We start from the raw sequence: 15,605 nt of genomic DNA, 5'->3' as shown, positions 1-15,605 counted from the left end.
CGAGAGAGTAAGCAAAGCGTGCCTTGGTACAGCCGGCCTGATTTAGCGTTAGCACCGTTGTAACCTATGGGGCAGAGCTCCACCGATGCAGCGCAGCGCCGTCAAGCCCCGGTGAAAACTATTGGGGAGACGTATCGTTGCGTATCCAAATGCATACAGGCGCTTCCAACACACGTTGCATTTACGCAGTGACATCTGTCTACCAGATACGCTATGTCTTGCGTCAGAAGCAACGCACTCCTTCAGCTATCCAGTTTAGGCACAGACACGCCATGAAGTTTGTAGATCACGTTGTAATTACAGTGCGCAGTGGCGACGGTGGGCGCGGCCTCGTATCGTTCCGCCGCGAGAAGTTTGTTCCTAAAGGCGGTCCGGCCGGAGGAAATGGCGGGGAGGGAGGATCGGTATATGTAGAGGCAGATCCGCATCTCTATACGCTCATGGATCTGCGGTACAACACGCGTCACGAGGCCGGCGACGGCCAGCCCGGGGGCAGCAACAATAAAACGGGCAAAGACGGCGACGACGTTGTGCTGCGCGTGCCGCCTGGAACGGTAATCCGCGACCGCACCAACGATACGTTAATTGGCGAGGTGGTCGAGCCCGGCGACCGCCTGTTAGTGGCTGAAGGGGGGCGTGGAGGGAAAGGAAATACCTTCTTCAAGTCCTCAACCAACCAGACGCCCCGCCATGCGCAGCCAGGCGAGCCGGGTGAAGAGAAAGAAATTGCACTTGAGCTGAAACTCTTGGCGGATGTCGGCCTGGTCGGTTTTCCGAACGCAGGCAAGAGCACGCTTGTGTCGTCGATTTCGGCAGCCAAGCCTGAGATTGCCGACTATCCGTTTACGACGATTACCCCGTCGCTGGGGATGGTCTATCTCGATGAGTATACCTCGTTCGTGATGGCCGACCTGCCGGGCATTATCGAAGACGCGCATGAAGGGCGAGGGCTCGGACTCCAGTTTCTTCGCCACATCGAACGCACAGCGGTCCTGTTGTTCGTCATTCCTATAGATGCCACCGACCTGGGGGCCACCTACGAGCAGCTGCTGCACGAGCTGCGCGAGTACGACGCCTCGCAGCTTGACAAGCCGCGCTTTGTCGCGCTCTCAAAGATCGACCTGCTACCGCCCGAAGAGCGGTCGCTGCTTCCGGAGGTCGTCGAAGAGCACTTTCCTGAGGACGTTGAGCTGTTTCCCATCAGTGCTGTAGCACAGATGGGACTCGACCCGCTGAAGCGCCGCCTCTTTGAAACCGTAGATGCTCACAAGCGCCGTACTGCGGCGGAGGTGACCCGCTCCTAATGCTGTTCGATGCCGATTCGCTGCCTGATGCTGATGCGCCTGACGTGGACTCCGATGCGGAGCGGCGTGCGCTTGTGGCGCTGATGCTTGTGCCCAGAGTAGGGTGGCAGCGCACCCGCATGCTGATTAACTATCTGAAGCGCCCGACTGCAGTCTTTGCAGCGTCGCGATCGGTGCTTACGAACGTACCCGGCATCGGTCCGCACACGGCTGAAGCCATTCGGGCATTTCAGGACCACGAAGCGGTCGACCGGCAGTTTGAGCGCGCTGCGGCAATGAACGTGCGTCTCCTTACGCTGTGGGACGATGCCTACCCGAAGCGACTGCGCCATACCTACGATCCGCCGCCGTGCCTGTGGATGCGGGGCGCGATGCAGGCGGCCGACCGGCATGCCATTGCGGTAGTCGGCACGCGGCGGTGCACCGACTACGGCAAGCGGATAACACGTATGCTGACTGCTGCGCTTGTGCAGAACGGCTACACCATTGTAAGCGGCCTTGCATTCGGAATTGACGCTGTCGCACACAAAACGGCGCTTGCAGAAAACGGCCGCACCATTGCTGTACTGGGATCAGGACTTGCACGAGTGTATCCGCAGCAGCACACGCGCCTGGCCGACGCTATCGCAGAGTCGGGGGCCGTGCTTTCTGAGTATACGCTTGACGAGGACCCGAACGCATCAAACTTCCCAGAGCGCAACCGCATCGTGAGTGGGCTCACGCTTGGTACACTTGTCATCGAGTCGCATGAGAGAGGAGGCGCACTCATCACCGCGCGCCTCGCTGTGGAGCAGAACCGGGAAGTGTTTGCCGTACCGGGTCCGGTCGGGTCCGGGGCGTCGGAAGGTACGAACCGGCTGATCCAGCGCGGACACGCGAAGCTTGTGCTGGACGCAGACGACATCCTCGCCGAGTTGCCTCCGCTTCCCCATAGCCACGAACGCCGCAGCTCCGCGAAGAGCGACGGGGAGAGTTCCGCAGGCCCCGCATCCCCAAAGCGCCCTATGCCCGATCTGACAGAGAAAGAGGCCCAGCTTTACAATATACTGACGCGCACCCCGATGCATATCGACGTGCTGTGTGCACGAGCCGGGGTTCCTGCGTCGGAGGCGCTCGTCCATCTGCTCCAGTTAGAGTTTAAGGGCATTGTAGAGCAGACCGCGGGCAAGCAGTTTCTGCGTCGCTAATGAAAGCTCAGGAAGGTGCTGTTGCAGGGGTAGCGTAGAGCGACGAGACAGCCTACACAGCCTGATTGTATTGCCTACACTGCTTGCACAACGTGCCCTTCGGCAGGCAAGTCCACCCTCTTACTCTTTCACTGTCAACGATCGTTTACAGTTTGAGGAGCAGTTCTCGTTATCCGATCAAAGAGCCTGTATCCCCGGGTAAGGCGCATCTCCGTCAAAGTGCAATTAAATGGCAACGGAGGCGCTCGATTCAGGAACGCCCCACTCCAGTCCAGGTTGTAATCCTGTGTTTACACCATGGGCCCCGGTCGTAAACTTGCGTTTACACAGGCAAGATTCACGCATCGTAGGCCTTAACTCCTTCGCGCCCTGTACGATCACGTATTCCGAAGCCCCATGAGTACCTCCGAAACCGAGTATCTTCAAAGCGTAGCCGACCAGGAGTACGAGCATGGTTGGCGTACCGACATTGAGTCTGAAACGCTGCCGAAAGGACTCGACGAAAACATTGTCCGCTACATCTCTGAGCGTAAGAACGAGCCGGAATGGCTGCTGGAATGGCGCTTGAAAGCATTTCGCTACTTCGAAAGCCAGGTCGAAGCCGGTAACTATCCGGACTGGGCCCATCTCGACTATGTGAAGCCCGACTTTCAGGACATGCGCTACTTCTCGGCGCCGAAAAACAAGGCCAACTACGATAGCCTTGATGAGGTGCCCGACGAGATTCTTGAAACGTTTGAGCGTCTGGGTATTCCGCTCGACGAGCAGAAGGCCCTGACCGGCGTGGCCGTCGACGCGGTCATGGATAGCGTGTCGGTTGCTACGACCTTCAAGAAGAAGCTGAAAGAGGCCGGCGTCATCTTTATGTCGTTCGGCGAAGCCGCCCGTGAGCATCCCGAGATCGTGAAGAAGTATCTCGGTCGCGTGGTGCCTTACACCGACAACCTGTTTGCCGCGCTCAACTCGGCGGTCTTCAGCGATGGCTCGTTCGTCTACGTGCCCGAGGGCGTCACCTGCCCGATGGAGCTGTCGACGTACTTCCGTATCAACGAGCAGAACACGGGGCAGTTTGAACGCACCCTGATCATTGCGGAGCCTGATAGCTACGTGAGCTATCTTGAAGGCTGCACCGCGCCGATGAACCAGGAGCACCAGCTGCACGCTGCGGTGGTCGAGCTCATTGCCCACGAGGACGCCGAGATTAAGTACTCCACGATCCAGAACTGGTACCCCGGTACCAAAGAAGGAGAGGGCGGCGTTTACAACCTTGTGACCAAGCGGGGTATCTGCGAAGGCGATCGTTCCAAGATCAGCTGGACGCAGCTCGAAACCGGCTCTGCCGTCACGCAGAAGTATCCGTCCGTTATCCTGAAAGGGGATGAGTCGGTCGGCGAATTCTACTCGGTGGCATTCACGAAAGGCCATCAACAGGCCGATACGGGTACGAAGATGCACCACATCGGCAAAAACACAAAGAGCACAATCATCTCGAAAGGGATCTCGGCCGGGGTTAGCAACAACAGCTACCGCGGACTGGTGAAGGTTGGCAAGAATGCCGAGGGGGCACGTAACTTCTCGCAGTGCGACTCGCTGCTCCTGGGCGACCAGTGTGGCGCGCACACCTTCCCTTACATCGAGATCGGCCACCCTTCCGCAAAGGTCGAGCATGAAGCAACCACCTCGAAGGTGGGCGAAGACCAGATGTTCTACTGCCATCAGCGCGGCCTGGGCGAGGAAGAAGCGCTCAAGCTGATCGTGAACGGCTTCTGCCAGGAAATTCTGGCTGAGTTGCCGATGGAGTTCGCCGTAGAGGCGAAAGAGCTGCTCGCAATTGAGCTCGAAGGCAGCGTCGGGTAACCCAACCCGCGGCTACGCCACGCATCTACGTGGCTTCGCACACTGATGATACCGAACATGCGCAGCGGTCAGGGGCCGGAGAAAAGCTGCCGGCCCTGGCCGTGCCTGCGCATCCAACATTCCCACTACCACGTACCAACCGATTATACAGCACATGGCACTCCTCGAAGTAAAAAACCTGCACGTAAGCGTGGAGGACGAAGATATTGAGATTCTGAAAGGCGTCGACCTCACCATCAATGAAGGCGAGGTCCACGCTATTATGGGTCCAAATGGATCAGGCAAAAGTACCCTGGCTGCGGTGCTTGCCGGACGTGAAGAGTACGAGGTCACAGAGGGCTCGATTCGCTATAAAGGCGAAGACCTGCTGGAGCTGGAAGCAGAAGAGCGCGCTGAGGCAGGTGTCTTTCTGGCATTTCAGTACCCGGTCGAGCTTCCGGGCGTAAGCATGACGAACTTCCTTCGCGAAGCCGTAAACTCGGTGCGCGAGGCGCGCGGTCAGGACGAGTTGAGTGCGGCGGACTTCTTAAAGCTGGTGCGTGAGCGCTCGAAGCTGGTTGACCTTGACCCCAGCCTCGTGAAGCGCTCGGTGAACCAGGGCTTCTCAGGCGGCGAGAAGAAGCGCAACGAGATCTTCCAGCTCGCTATGCTGGAGCCGACGCTCGCGGTGCTCGACGAGACCGATTCGGGGCTCGACATCGACGCCCTCCGGACGGTATCGGACGGGGTGAACAAGCTGCGCGCCAACGACCGCTCGTTCCTCCTCATCACGCACTACCAGCGCCTGCTTGACTATATCGAGCCGGATCATGTGCACGTGATGGTCGACGGACGCATTGTCGAGTCGGGCGACAAAGATCTCGCCATTCGTCTCGAAGAAGAAGGCTACGAGCGCTTCCAGCACGAGCCTGCCGCCGCTTAACGGATGCTGCTGACACCTACCTGGGGGCGTATGCTGCCAGGTAGGGTCTCTGTATCGCCACCCGTTATACCAGCATTCCCCAACTATTTATGTCTACGACTACCCTTGATACCAGCGCCCAGCCGATCGACCGATTCGTGTCGGCTTTCCAGGTCAACCATGGCCAGGCGCTTAACGGCACCAACGCTTCCATCGCCAAGCACCGCACGGCCGCCATCGAGCGCTTCAAAGAGCTCGGCGTGCCCACGCGCAAGCAAGAAGCCTGGAAGTACACCGACATTGCTTCAGTACTCAGCCGCCCTTACACGCTGCCACTGGGAGCCGGTGAGGCTGCGGTTTCGGCTGCGGATCTGGATCCGTACTTCATCGACGATCTCGATGCGCACGTGCTCGTGCTCGTAAACGGGCGCCCCGATCTCTCGCTCTCGCAGCTGGACAACCTGCCTGATGCGGTTACGGTAGGTGCGCTGAAAGATGCCGGCGAGCATCCAGCCTTCGAAGCACACTACGGCGCATACGCCAATACCGAAAAGGAGGCGCTCACGGCGCTCAACACGGCTTTTGTACAGGATGGTGCGTTCATCCACGTGCCCGAAGGCGTTACTGTAGAGCAGCCCATTCTGCTACTGCACGTAAACGCAGCACAGGAAGATCTCTTCATGCAGCCGCGCCACCTGTTTGTGATAGAAGAGGATGCGAAAGCCCATGTCATCGGGCGACAGGTCAGCCTCACCGATGCACGTACGTTCACCAACACGGTGATGGAGATGTACGTCGGCGAGCGTGGCTTCCTCGACCACTACCTGATTCAGGAAGAGGGCGAAGGCGCCTCGCAGGTTCTGAGTCGCTTCGGCTACCACAAGGATAACAGCACCCTGTCGACCGATACCTTTACCTTTAGCGGTGAGGTGGTGCGTAACAACATGACGCTGACCCCCGACGGGGCCCACTGCGAAACCAACCTCTACGGGCTTGTTATCGGATACGGCGACATGCATGTCGATAACAACACACTGGTCGACCACGTGCATGCCGACTGCGTGAGCAACGAGCTGTACAAGCACATCCTGAACGACCGCTCCACGGCGGTCTTCAACGGGAAAGTGTTTGTGCACCGCGACTCACAGCGGATCGACGCCTACCAGTCGAACGACAGCCTGGTGCTGAGCAACGAAGCCGACATCTATACGAAGCCCGAGCTGGAGATCTATGCCGACGATGTCGTCTGTAGCCATGGCGCTACGGCCGGACAGCTCGACGAGGAAGGGCTCTTTTACCTGCGCTCGCGCGGCCTCGACCAGAAGCGCGCTCGCATCCTCATGATGCAGGCCTTCGCACAGAAGGTAATCGACGTTGTCGATGTTGCACCGCTGAAAGCGCTCATCGAAGACCGTGTGCAAGAGCGTTTGCGCACATTTTCGTCGTAAGATGCGCACCGTACGTCTCGCATCTGTGGGTCGCTTACGCGGCCCACGATGTTTTTCTCTCGACCGACTCCTGCTTTTGCTATGCCTGTTTCTGCGCCTACACGGTTCAACGTATCTGCTATGCGCGATGCATTCCCCGCACTACATCAGACGGCGTACGATGAGCCGCTGGTCTATCTCGACAATGCGGCAACCACGCAGAAGCCGAAGGCGGTGCTTGATCGCTTAGAACGATACTACGCCCGCGAAAATAGCAACGTGCACCGTGGGGTGCACAAGCTGAGCCAGGAGGCGACCGATGCGTTTGAAGAAGCGCGTTCTGCTGTGGCTCGCCTCATCAACGCGCCATCGTCCGACCAGGTCATCTTTACGCGGGGATGCACCGATTCGTTAAATGTCATCGCTCACACGTTTGCACGGCCGCGCCTCGGCCCCGACGACACAGTGGTCGTAACGCACATGGAGCATCACTCCAACATCGTGCCCTGGCAGATGGCTTGCGAGGCTACCGGCGCGACGCTCAAGGTGTGGCCCATTCACGACGACGGCACGCTCGATATGGAGGCTGGCATGCGCCTCATCGAAGAAGAGCCGTTCTTGCTGGCTATCGGACACGTGTCGAACGCGCTGGGTACAATCCATCCGGTTAAGTTCATCATTGAGACAGCCCACAGTTACGGCGTACCCGTCGTGGTCGACGGGGCTCAGTCGATGGCGCACCTGCCGGTTGACGTGCAGGCGCTGGATGCTGACTTCTATGTGTTCTCTGGGCACAAGATGTTTGGCCCCACAGGCATTGGGGTGCTCTACGGGAAGTACGACCTGCTGGATAGCCTGCCACCGTACCAGGGCGGGGGCGATATGATCGACGAGGTCTCCTTCGATGGCACGACGTACGCCGATCTGCCCCACCGGTTGGAGGCCGGTACGCCCCACATTGCGGGCGTAATCGGCCTGGGCGCAGCAGCAGAGTTCATCCAGCAACTCGACCACGAAGCTGTGCAGGCCCACGAAGACGACGTGCTGCAGTATGCCCACGAGCAGCTCTCCGAGATTGACGGACTCCGCCTGATAGGCACCGCCCCGCACAAGACAAGCGTATGCTCGTTTGTGTTCGACGATATCCACCCCTACGATGCCGGCACGATCCTCGACCGCCTGGGGATTGCTGTGCGTACAGGGCATCACTGCACCCAGCCTCTCATGGAACGGCTTGACCTACCCGGGACGATTCGGGCCTCTTTCGCGCTGTATAATACCCGCGAAGACGTGGATCGCCTCGTTCAAGGGCTGGGCCGCGTGCAGACTATGTTTGGATGAGCCAGTGAGCGCAGGATGCGTAGCGGATCGCCTTCGGTAGGTGACCCGTTTGTGTGCGTTGTGCACCCTGCTGTGCGTTCCCGAAACGAAACCCTGACAAGCTATCTCTACGCCAAAGAAAAGTTGCTCATGGCAAACAACGGTACAAACACAATTGAAGAACGAGCCCGAGCGGTTGTTGACGACTTTGCGCTCTTTGACGACTGGATGGGCCGGTACGAGTACATCATCGAGATAGGCAAAAACCTGTCACCGATGGATGAAGCGTACAAGAATGATGATACCCGTATTCACGGCTGCCAGTCCAAAGTGTGGATTCATACCGCGCTTGACGCCAACCAGATGCATCTTGAAGGCGATAGCGATGCCATGATCACAAAGGGCCTCGCGGGCCTGCTCATCCGCGTGCTTGACGGACAACCGCCGGAAGCCATTCGAGATACCGATCTGGCGTTTATAGACGAGATCGGGATGCGTGAGCACCTTTCGTCAACCCGCAACAATGGACTGCATGCCATGATTGAGCAGATCCGCAATCGAGCTGATCAGCATGTCAGAAAGACGAACTCCGCTGCCGACGCCTGATGGCGTTTTGCACTGCACGCCATCGCATCACACACCGCGCCCAACCTGCGCCATACAACCTACCTCGTTATGTCTGAATCCGAAGCTGCCGACCCACGTCTCGACGAAAACCGCGAGCTGGAGCGCCCCGAAACTATTCCTGCTCACATGCAGGAGCCCCCAGAGACACACACGGAGCTGTACAATCGCATCGTGGAGTCGCTCTCTGAGATCTATGACCCCGAGATTCCGGTCAATATCTTTGACCTGGGGCTCATCTACAATGTCGACATCCACGACGACAAGCATGTTGACGTGCTTATGACGCTGACTGCGCCCAACTGCCCGGCTGCAGGTATTCTGCCAGGCCAGGCTGAAGACGCAGTGCGTTTTACCGGTGGGGTAGAGAGCGTTTATCTGGAGCTTACGTTCCACCCACCGTTCACCCCACAGATGATGTCTGAAGAAGCACAGCTGGAGCTGGGATTCATGTAGCAGGAGGGCTTCACGCAGCCCGGCTGCGCGCAGCCTCGTTACGTTGCAAGCATCGCGACCAGACCTTACGCACTGTACCCACACCACACCGCACGCAACGCCGTGAAATATGCATCTACCATTGCGATGGCATCGAGCCTGCTCGCTGACGGGCGGGTTGATGATGTCGTACACATGGTGGAGCCCCTGGTGGATGCGAGTACACGCGGCGAGGCAGACAGCGCATTTCACATATCCGGCCAGCCGTCTGGGACCGTGCGTCTGCATGCGCTCTGGGCACAACTGCTCTGTACCGCACGATTTGCCCCCACTGAAGCACGTCAGCACCTGCCAACTCCGGACGAGGACCTGCAAGAGCACCCGCCTCGCGTGCAGGCCGACGTGGCGCTCTGGCAAGGCTGGACCGACGTGCTCCAGGGCGACACCAAAGATATTCTGGCGCGCGGACTCGCACGCCTCGATCGGGCCGATCGCCTGTTCGAAGCCCTTGCTCACCGTCCCGGACGCTCCTGGGTGCGCCTGGGGCAGGCACAGGCCTACTTTGCTCTCGACGAGTATCACCTCATGCGTCATATGCTCGACGAGGTGCACGAGCTGGGGCAGCACCGGACTGACCGGGTGGCCAGGCTATGGCTGCATGACATGTACGCCCCTGCGCTCCGTTTCCAGGGACGCTACGACGATGCAGAGGTGCACGCAGCACGCTTGAAGGAAACAGCCCATCGCATGGGGCGCTCCCGATGGGTTGGGCATGCGCAGGCGCAGGAGGCGGCGCTGGCGTACGACAAGGGAGCCCCGCCCGACGTTGTGATCGACCGGGCAACTACAGCAGAAACGCGCTTGCAGGGCGCAACCGACTGTCGCCCCTACCCGCTGCTCGCTGCATATCATGCTCACGTCGGGGCGCTTCTGCGCGCTGGGCGGTGGGACGAGGCAGGCGCGTGCATTGGCGACGCGCTCTCGGCGATGCGCGGATACGCTCTGGGAGAGGCGCACCTGCACTCGCTGCGCGTTCGCCTCTCGCTGCGTCAGGGCGCTATCGAGCAGGCCCGCACGCAGCTCGACGAGGTTATAGAACGTGCCGAACGTCTTCCGCACGGGCTGCACCGCTCGCATCTCGCCCTCCTGCGGGCCAACGTAGCCCACCGCACCGGACAGGCCGACGCGGCATACACCTGGATACGCCGCGCCCACAAAAACGCACGCGAAACAGGGCACCGAGGCAATCAGGTGCAGGCCCTGCTTACGGAAGCACGTGTTGCGGCGAGTAGGGGACTTCTCGAAAAAGCCGAGCGAGCGCTTAAAAAAGCAGACACCTACACGGTATACCGAAGCGTTCTTCCATTCGCTGCCGTGTGGAGTGAGAGCGAAGCCGCTCTCGCGGTCGCATACGCCACACATCCCCAAGACGCCCCCAGAGACGAGCAGGCGGCCCGGTATGCAGTAGAGCAATATGCACAGGCGCATACGTCGTACCGGCTGTACGGCGACCGCGTGTCTGCGTCGGAGATGGCGTTGCAGGCTGCGGAGCACGCTCCAGAAGGACACCGGCCCGATACGCTGCGCCCTATGCTGGAAGAAGCAGAGCAAACGTTTAAAACGCTCGGCTGCGATGAGCAGCGCATGCGTACCCATGCTGTGCTGCAGGAATGGCCTGAATACGATTCCAGCGATCTCTCACATTGGAGCGTTACGCTCTGCACGGCATGGGCCGAGGCGCCTCCCGAACAGCGAAGCGTAACCGCTGTGTGTGAGGCTCTGCTGGGAGCCCATCCCGATGTTGAAGGGGTCCGGATCACGCATCGCCTGCGACAAGCCCAGGCATCCTGCGTTGTAACCGATATGGGTACGATGAAAGGCCACATTACCACACTCCACTATCCGGCGCCCTCGAATGCCCGGCTTGTGGTATCCTACGCCTCCAGTACGTCCTTGCCCGCTGTAGAAGAGACACTGCAGCCCTATCTGCCGGTGCTTCTTATGGCCCTTGACCGCGCGTCGAAGGCGCCTGCCAGCCCGCTCGACCTGCCCCACGAGAGCCGCTTCCCTGATGGATTCGTTGCGGAAAGCGCTTCGATGAAAACGCTAAAGCGGCACATTGAGCGGATCGGGTCGAGCCATAGTCCGGTGCTGGTTACCGGGGCACCGGGTACGGGCAAGACGCTTGTAGCCCGAGCCGTACACGCGCTGAGCGAGCGGCGCGACGCTCCACTCATGGTCGTGGAGCGGATCGACGTGCAGCAGCGAGACTGGGCCGCCCACCTGTTCGGACGCCTTGAAAACGAGACCTATGTGCCTGGAGTGCTCGACAAGGCAGAAGGGGGATCGGTTTTGCTCAAGGCGGTACACCGGCTCCCGCACGCCGTTCACGAACAGCTGCTACGTATGCTCAACACAGGGTGTGTCTTTCCGGTTGGAAGCGACCGCTGCCGTTCTGTAGACGTGCGGCTGCTATCGACCGCGCCCAGCGATGAGACACTTCCGTCTACAGACGGAATGCCTGATGCGTTGGCACACCGGCTTGGGATCATCACCCTTCAGGTTCCTTCTTTAGAGCAACGGTGCGAAGACATCCCGGTACTCGTACAACACGTACTCGACGAGCTACGCACGCCCCGCACCCCTCTTGCAACCATCACGCAGGAAGCGCTCGACGCGCTGCTGGCATACGAATGGCCGGGCAACGTGCGTCAGCTTCGCAATGAGGTGGAGCGCGCCTTTCAGAGCGTGCGAAGCGAGCCGGCTCCACAGGTTACGCTGGATGCCTTCGCTGCGCCCATCCGCGAGGCCGCTCGCCCGCACGCCGACACGCCACACCCGTACGACACGCTTTTGAACGACGACTCGCTCGCGCTGCGCGAAATTTTGGCGCGCACTGAACGCGCAGCGATTGAGCATGTGCTGCGCGCTCACGACGGCCATATCTCTGCATCTGCAGAGGCACTCGGCATATCACGACAAGGCCTGTACAAAAAGATGAAGCGCTTAAACGTAGATGCCGACTCGGCTATCGCTTCCTCATGACGAAGCTCCTGTTCAACGATCTATTTTCGAAGTACCCTACGCGCTTATGATACGCCTGGACCACGCCTCCATTATGACCTCAGACCTCAACGAGGCCGTTGACTTCTACGTCGACGTGCTCGGGCTTACGCTGCGCGTTGTTGAGGATGATCCTATTCGTGAGGGCCGCCGCCGCGCGATGCTCACCGACGACGAAGAGCGCGACATTCTCGAGATTATGGAGGTGACCGATATGGAGCATCCAACCGTGCCGGGGCGCGGTGGTATTCACCACCTTGGGTTTGCGTTGCCTACAGACGCGTGGCACGCGCTGCGCAGTCGCCTCGATGCAGAGTCGTACCCGTACCAGGAGATGCAGGATTGCCTCTTCATCCGCGACGCAGACGGCCTGGTGCTCGAAATCGAGTCGCGCTGAGATACGTTGCGATACGCTGAGATACCCAAAGCGAGTACTACCAAGGCCACCTGCTTCATTTAGGAAAGCGATAGGCGTGGGGACGGCTAAACGCGTACAACGTCCCCCTGCATTTCTCTGTACGTCTACGCTCAAACACAGCGTGTCCCATAGAAACAGCCTGGCAAAAAAGCATCCTTCCCAAAGATTTAACCGGCTCAAACGTACAGAAGGGATAGCCTGCAATTCCACGATGCCCCTACAAGGCTTCTACCGGGTACCTGTCTGGAAGAGTTGTGGCGCTACGGCGACTCTGGTGCTTCCTCAGAAGCACGCTCTTTGGAAGGACCCTCTGCAGTGCCGGTTTGATGCTGATTGTGTCGTTGGTGCTGCGCATCATCATCGCTGTGAGAGGTGGTGTTTGCCCTATCCGGTCCACTCGCGTCTTCTTTGGTATGGGACGATTGCTCACGTTTGGCGTCGATCCGCGACGGGATCTCGCTTATGCGGCGTGCAAGCGGGCCTTTCTCACGCTCACTGTAAGTAGGCATCCGGCCCAACAAAAAGCCAAAGGGCTTAAGCGATTCTACCTCATCGCAAACAACCTTAAGAATGGCTCCAAGCGGAATGAACAAGATCATACCTGCCAATCCCCATATCTGCGCGCCTGCAAACAGCAAGAAAAGAGTCACCATTGCATTCATGCTCACCTGGCTTCCCACAATAGTCGGTGTAAACAGGTTGCTTTCGAACAGTTGAATGACGTAGAACCCACCCAGAATGAGGACCGGATATATGAGGGAATCCATGGTAAGCAGCGCGTAGAGGATAGGCAAGAACGAACCCAGGATAGGTCCCAGAAAGGGAATAACGTTCAGGAGGGCTGCGAAGACGGCAAAAAACACAGCGTGCTCAACGCCGATAGTCAGCAGCAGAATAGAGTTGAGGAAGGCCAGAATGGCGATGACGATCAGCATACCGGTAATGTAATGCTGCACAACGCTTTTTACCTTACCAAGAATGGCAGAGACCTGCCTGGTGCGTGCATGGTCACCGCGTCCGAAGATTTGCAAGAGGAAGGTTCTTAAAAAAGACCGTGATATCAGAAAGAAGAAAATAAAGACAGGTACCAGAAAGACAGCTGTGATGGTACCCGCTGCTCCGGCCAGTCCACGGGCTAAGTCGGCGGCGTTGTCGCTTATATATTCAGCGACTGTGTTTCCGATGGTGCTGAGGTCAATTAAGTCCTCCACGCCGAGCCAAGTAGCCAGCAAAGGTTCGACGCCAGCGAGCATCTCCTCAGAGCGTGCCCGAATGCGATCAGCATCCTCAACGAACGAGGCAAACTGCGTGTAGAAGAAAAAACCGATGCCTACGAGCGCCATAGTTGCCACCAGCATCGCAAGCAGCGAAGAGACAATGCGTGGCATCCCATAGCGCTCCATCCAGCTGCTTACAGGGGCGAGCAGAATGGCAAGAAAGCCTGCGAAAAGCAGCGGGATGAGCGCGGATTTCGCCACGATCATAGCATATATCGTGAGCACACCGCCTGCCAGGGCGATGGTGTATTTAGCATACCAGGGATAAGGGGCAGACATGGGGGCAGGAGCGTCATGAATAATGAAAATGAAAAGCCTCCTTTGCCTGTAAACCAGTCAGGGTAGATGCAGGTTGCCTTGCATCTACCCTGACCTGCTTATTCCGAATACAGGTTGCCCTCTAATATAGCTAATACAGCAACAGGCTGCTCCCGGGTCAACGCCCTGTGTTAAGGAGTCGGAAATGCAGGGACATCGCCTTCGGTGTCGCCATTAGGGGTCGGGCTGGGCATGCCTTGAGGCGGAGCGCCGCCCTCTTCGCGTACGCGCTCTTCTTCTTCGCGTGCAAGCGTGATGGCCCGGTCGGCGCGCTCATAGTACGGCGATCCTTCCCCGACGATGCGCTTTACCTCCTCAAACTCAGCCACGGCCTCATCCACACGGCCGATGTACAGCTGCATAATGCCTTTATTGAAGCGCGCTTGGAAGTGGTCCGGATCTTCGTCGAGGACGCGGTTGATCTCGTCGACGCCGCGCATCGGCGATTGCGTCTGTAGCAGGGCCGTAGCCATGTCTGTGCGAACGTCAAGGTTGCCGGGCTCCTGGTCGAGTACTGCTTCATACGCTTCAACTACATGAGGGGCTACCTGCGGGATGGCTTCGCCTGCCCCTTGCTGGCCAAGCTGTTCCATCCAACTGTAGAGCAGGTCGCCGGTGCGCCGCCAGGCGTCGGGACTGTCTACCGACTCGGCAAGCCGTTTTTGCTCCTGCGCGGCGCGGCCAAGTTCGCCGTTTCCAATGTACAGATTGATAATCTCCTGATGCAGGCTCTGTGCCATGATGCCGTTTTCAGACTCCATCTCGGCGCGGAGTTCTTCAATTTCAGCTGTTAGCTCCTCTGAGGGCTCATCGCTGTAACGCCCGACCAGCGCGTCGACCGACACGTTCGCGACATTTGCAGGGCCGCCTTCGTTCGACTCCATGCCGATGTTGTCTCCGGCATTGCGCTCGGCTGCGGTGCGGGCCAGCGGGTCGCCGCCACGTTCGCTCAGGAGCGTGCCGACAAAAAGAAGGGCGATGACTGCCACGGCTCCACCTACAAGCCACCCCAACTTGCGATTGACGGTCGACTCGTCTAAGCCACCGTCTTCATCGGGTTCAGCGTCGGCTGTGTCCGCATCAGAGGGGGCCTGTGCAGCAGCGCCTTTGGGCAACTCGGCAGCTACCGGACGAGTGCCCTCCTCGGCCAGCTCCTTGGTGCCATCAGCGGGAGCGTCCGTGTCTTCCTGATGACGCGGGGTGCCACACTCGCTACAGAACTTGTCGGTAGGGCCAAATGCGCTGCCGCACTGGGTGCAGTACGAGACGCCATCCGCTGAAGCTGGCGGTTCGTCGGTAGGGGAATCGTCGTTGTTGCCGGGCGATGATGAGCCAGAGGCATCACTTAACGCATATCCGCAGAGGTCACAGACGCCTGCATCAACAGGGATGCGTGCGCCGCATGAAGGGCAGGGGATTTCAGAAGCCATCGGTACACAGCCGGATCGATACAAAGAGAAAAGAGCCAAAGCGA

At 58.9% G+C, this 15,605-nt stretch carries 12 protein-coding genes; 10 read left to right on the top strand and 2 right to left on the bottom strand.

The window, feature by feature from the left end:
* Positions 1–272 precede the first annotated feature (272 nt).
* The 10 genes from obgE (at position 273) to ACZ48V_RS11140 (ending at position 12,515) form a co-directional block, all read left to right on the top strand.
* Positions 273–1,304, top strand: coding sequence for a GTPase ObgE (obgE, locus tag ACZ48V_RS11185; RefSeq protein WP_464539167.1), 1,032 nt, complete (start codon positions 273–275; stop codon positions 1,302–1,304).
* On the top strand, positions 1,304–2,491 hold the full coding sequence (gene dprA, locus ACZ48V_RS11180) for a DNA-processing protein DprA (RefSeq protein WP_464539165.1): 1,188 nt from the start codon (positions 1,304–1,306) through the stop codon (positions 2,489–2,491). The genes obgE and dprA overlap by 1 nt, the downstream gene beginning before the upstream one ends.
* A 396-nt stretch (positions 2,492–2,887) precedes the next feature.
* Positions 2,888–4,348, top strand: coding sequence for a Fe-S cluster assembly protein SufB (gene sufB, locus ACZ48V_RS11175; protein ID WP_464539163.1), 1,461 nt, complete (start codon positions 2,888–2,890; stop codon positions 4,346–4,348).
* 154 nt (positions 4,349–4,502) lie between these two features.
* Entirely contained in the window at positions 4,503–5,270 is a 768-nt protein-coding gene (gene sufC, locus ACZ48V_RS11170; RefSeq protein WP_464539162.1) for a Fe-S cluster assembly ATPase SufC, read from the top strand.
* Between the two features lie 89 nt (positions 5,271–5,359).
* A complete protein-coding gene (gene sufD / locus ACZ48V_RS11165; protein ID WP_464539160.1) occupies positions 5,360–6,697 on the top strand; it encodes a Fe-S cluster assembly protein SufD in 1,338 nt (445 codons plus the stop codon).
* Positions 6,698–6,778: 81 nt separating this feature from the next.
* Positions 6,779–8,017, top strand: a complete 1,239-nt coding sequence (locus tag ACZ48V_RS11160; RefSeq protein ID WP_464539158.1) for a cysteine desulfurase — start codon at positions 6,779–6,781, stop codon at positions 8,015–8,017.
* 72 nt (positions 8,018–8,089) lie between these two features.
* Positions 8,090–8,602, top strand: coding sequence for a SufE family protein (locus ACZ48V_RS11155; protein ID WP_464539157.1), 513 nt, complete (start codon positions 8,090–8,092; stop codon positions 8,600–8,602).
* A gap of 69 nt (positions 8,603–8,671) precedes the next feature.
* Positions 8,672–9,076, top strand: a complete 405-nt coding sequence (locus tag ACZ48V_RS11150; RefSeq protein WP_464539155.1) for a DUF59 domain-containing protein — start codon at positions 8,672–8,674, stop codon at positions 9,074–9,076.
* Between the two features lie 102 nt (positions 9,077–9,178).
* Positions 9,179–12,100, top strand: a complete 2,922-nt coding sequence (locus ACZ48V_RS11145; RefSeq protein ID WP_464539153.1) for a sigma 54-interacting transcriptional regulator — start codon at positions 9,179–9,181, stop codon at positions 12,098–12,100.
* 46 nt (positions 12,101–12,146) lie between these two features.
* Positions 12,147–12,515 (top strand): VOC family protein, encoded by a 369-nt coding sequence (locus tag ACZ48V_RS11140; RefSeq protein WP_353562779.1) that lies wholly within the window; start codon positions 12,147–12,149, stop codon positions 12,513–12,515.
* Between the two features lie 281 nt (positions 12,516–12,796).
* Here ACZ48V_RS11140 and ACZ48V_RS11135 read toward each other — a convergent pair whose 3' ends face one another.
* Together ACZ48V_RS11135 and ACZ48V_RS11130 are read right to left on the bottom strand one after the other, a co-directional pair.
* Entirely contained in the window at positions 12,797–14,092 is a 1,296-nt protein-coding gene (locus tag ACZ48V_RS11135; RefSeq protein WP_464539151.1) for an AI-2E family transporter, read from the bottom strand.
* Positions 14,093–14,262: 170 nt separating this feature from the next.
* Positions 14,263–15,561 carry a double zinc ribbon domain-containing protein gene (locus tag ACZ48V_RS11130; protein WP_464539149.1) on the bottom strand — a complete coding sequence of 433 codons (1,299 nt, stop codon included), beginning with the start codon at positions 15,559–15,561 and terminating at the stop codon, positions 14,263–14,265.
* Positions 15,562–15,605: the final 44 nt, after the last annotated feature.

Source organism: Longimonas haloalkaliphila, assembly GCF_055379825.1.
This window is presented reverse-complemented; position numbering and strand designations above follow the sequence as displayed.